3 protein-coding genes are annotated in these 3,095 nt (G+C 36.5%); all 3 read right to left on the bottom strand.

Going from position 1 to position 3,095, the window contains the following annotated elements; all coding sequences use genetic code 11:
- Window positions 1–239: 239 nt before the first annotated feature.
- The 3 genes from QI30_RS00800 to QI30_RS00810 are packed head-to-tail and all read right to left on the bottom strand — an operon-like array spanning window position 240 to window position 2,690.
- Window positions 240–1,421, bottom strand: a complete 1,182-nt coding sequence (locus QI30_RS00800; RefSeq protein WP_126989049.1) for an acetoin utilization protein AcuC — start codon at window positions 1,419–1,421, stop codon at window positions 240–242.
- The gene (locus QI30_RS00805; protein ID WP_126989050.1) at window positions 1,397–2,038 is read right to left on the bottom strand and encodes a CBS and ACT domain-containing protein; all 642 of its coding nucleotides are present in this window, start codon (window positions 2,036–2,038) and stop codon (window positions 1,397–1,399) included. Before QI30_RS00805 ends, QI30_RS00800 begins: the two co-directional genes overlap by 25 nt.
- Window positions 2,039–2,054: 16 nt before the next feature.
- Window positions 2,055–2,690 carry a GNAT family N-acetyltransferase gene (locus tag QI30_RS00810; protein ID WP_126989051.1) on the bottom strand — a complete coding sequence of 212 codons (636 nt, stop codon included), beginning with the start codon at window positions 2,688–2,690 and terminating at the stop codon, window positions 2,055–2,057.
- Window positions 2,691–3,095 lie beyond the last annotated feature (405 nt).

Raw genomic sequence — 3,095 nt, forward strand, 5'->3', positions numbered from 1 at the left:
GGCAATATCATTTTTTTGTAATTTCACTTCTAAATCTAGCGGTAATATGAGTTGATTCATGTTATAATTTTTATACATAAAGAGTCTCCTTTTGGTTGGTTTGGTGTGGTAACTTAATTTTATCAAAAGGGGCTCTTTTTATTCTATACAAAAACAAAAAAATTACAGATAAAAAGGACTTCGGCATCTTCATTTGCCGAAGTCCTTTCTTTAGCTAGGGTTTTGTCCCAGCCTCTTTTTTATATTTTATGACGCAATGTATAAAGTGCTTTTTCAAGTGTTTGTGCATTTTTTTCTGTAATCTCAGCTCGTCTTGGAATGGCTTCAAACAGTGGAGATGGATCATCCCAAGTCGGAATTAAGGTTACTGGAGATTCAGCCTGCCAACGTTTTAACCATTTTTCTGGTAATGGACCATGTGGCTGCTCAAAGTCACTCATCTCCGTCCATACATAAGACCAAGCTCTAGGAACGACACGCCAAATATCATAGCCTCCACCACCTACAGCAACCCATCGACCATTACAGTATTTGTGTGCTAAATCATGTGCTATGCGAGGAATTTCTTGATAAATTTTCATTGTACAAGATAAATGAGTTAATGGATCAAAGTGATGTGCATCTGCACCATTTTGGGTCAAAATAATATCTGGTCTGAAATCTGCAACGATTTCCTCCATCGCTTCTTTATAACAATACAGAAAAGAGTCATCTTCTGTAAAAGCATCGATTGGAATATTAAAAGAGGTCCCATAGGCTTCCCCAGTACCACGTTCAGTAATTGACCCAGTCCCTGGAAAAAGATAGCGACCTGTTTCATGAATCGAAAATGTGCAAGCATCTGGATCATCGTAAAAGCTAAATTGTACACCATCCCCATGATGAGCATCTGTATCGACATATAACACACGTGCACCGTATTTTTTTTGCATATAACGGATTGCAATTGAGCTATCATTGTAAATACAAAAACCAGACGCTTTGTTTTTGAAGCCGTGGTGAAGACCGCCGCCTAAATTAACCGCATGTTGTGCTTTTCCTTGCATAACATAATCACAAGCTGTTAGCGTAGCAGCCACAATACTAGCGCTTGCTTCATGCATATTAGGAAAAATAGGAGTATCTTCTGTACCGATACCAAAAGGTTCACCTTCTGCATTTGTTACATATCCATGACCCGCGCGTTTGACAATATCTATGTAATCCGCATCTAACGCAAGCAATAATTCTTCATCCGTTGTAGTACGTGGAGGAACAATTTGCTGTGCGTTTAGTGCACCAATTTGTGTAAGTAAATCCATCGTTAATTCTAGGCGTTTTTGGTTGAATGGATGCTCATCTGAAAATTTATACGTTAATTGGGATGGAGAATAGATGAAAACTGCATTTTCATGTGCTACATGGTCGGTAAATTTGGCCATAATAATTCAAATCCTTCCTTGCGCATATCTTCAATAATGGCTTGAGGACTAATGCTTTTTACGCGAATTGAAATGATTTTTTTTGATGAATCATTTGCATCAGGGTATACAAGTAAACTAATAATGCTAGCGCGATGATTTGCACAGATAGTCGTTATCTGGCTTAAAACCCCAATTTGGTCCGCTGTACGTAATTCAATTTGTGAGCTTGGCTTATGGGCTCCTGTTAACTCGATATAGTTATATAAAATATCGGTGTCTGTCAAAATTCCAACAAGTTCACCATGTGAAACAATGGGTAAACAGCCAATGCGCTCTTCAAAAAATAATAAAGCTGTTTCTTCAACAAAATCTAATGGATGGCCAACTAATACTTCTGTGACCATGAATTCTTCAATCAATCGATTATTTAGAGAATTGCGTTCAGTTGTTAAAAGAGAAGACGGCATTGCACGTTTTAAATCTTGCTCAGTAATAAGTCCAACTAAATGGTTCAGATTATCGACAATAGGAATATGCCGAATACGACGATTACGCATTAATTCTTCTGCATCAAATAATGTTTGAGTAGGTTTGAGTGTATATACTTTTTGAATCATCAAGTTTTCCACAAGCATAAAAAACCCTCCTTATTTATGAAGTGCGATAACGATTGTAAAAACGAATACGGTCAAATGCTTCAATGCTTTCTTGAGGTACACGATTGCCGATACGTGCCATTAAGCAATTGGCGGGATGTGCAGTAATTTCAGGGTCATCTGTTGTATATTCAATTAAGCCACCAGTGTTCATCATTTTCTCCATCATTTTACGATAATCCCAGACACTTAACCCCGTACTTTTTAAATCCCAATGCCAATAGTATTCGGTCGTAATTACGATAAAATCTTCTAAAGAATCATCGCTCATGCTAAGACGTACAAGTGCTTTACCAACACCTGAACCACGACATTCTGCTATTACTTCAATAGCTCCAAGCTCTATTAAATCAGGCATTTTAGCCTCGGACCAACGCTCTAAAGGATCAGGATATAAAATCGTTACATAGCCAACAATTAAGTTGTCGAGACGTGCTACAATGATTCTTCCTTCAGGCATTTTTGCGATATTAAGTAATGCTTTAAATTGCTGCTCAGCGGGACGAAATGCTTTTAATCCGGGGTGTAGCGACATGTCTTCTAGCGCTTCATAAGACATAGGACCTTCTAAAATTAATGTACCTAGCCTACTTTCTAAGGTTTGTGTAGCAAAGGTTTTAATGTGTTCCACACGATTTCCTCCTTCTAAAATATTCCTTTTCACATATTATACAGGAATATTTTAGAAAAAAATAATATGAAATAAAAAATAGATGTTTTAACGAGAAAATTTTGACTTAACAATGAGCAGGAATGAATCATTGATAATTACATAAAAATAAAAAGAGGCTGGGACAAAACTCTAGCTAAAGAAAGGACTTCGGCAAATGAAGATGCCGAAGTCCTTTTTATCTGTAATTTTTTTGTTTTTGTATAGAATAAAAAGAGCCCCTTTTGATAAAATTAAGTTACCACACCAAACCAACCAAAAGGAGACTCTTTATGTATAAAAATTATAACATGAATCAACTCATATTACCGCTAGATTTAGAAGTGAAATTACAAAAAAATGATATTGCCTTTCACATTCACCATC

It is taken from the genome of Candidatus Kurthia intestinigallinarum (assembly GCF_003991225.1).
Classification (GTDB): Bacteria; Bacillota; Bacilli; order Bacillales_A; family Planococcaceae; genus Kurthia; species Kurthia populi.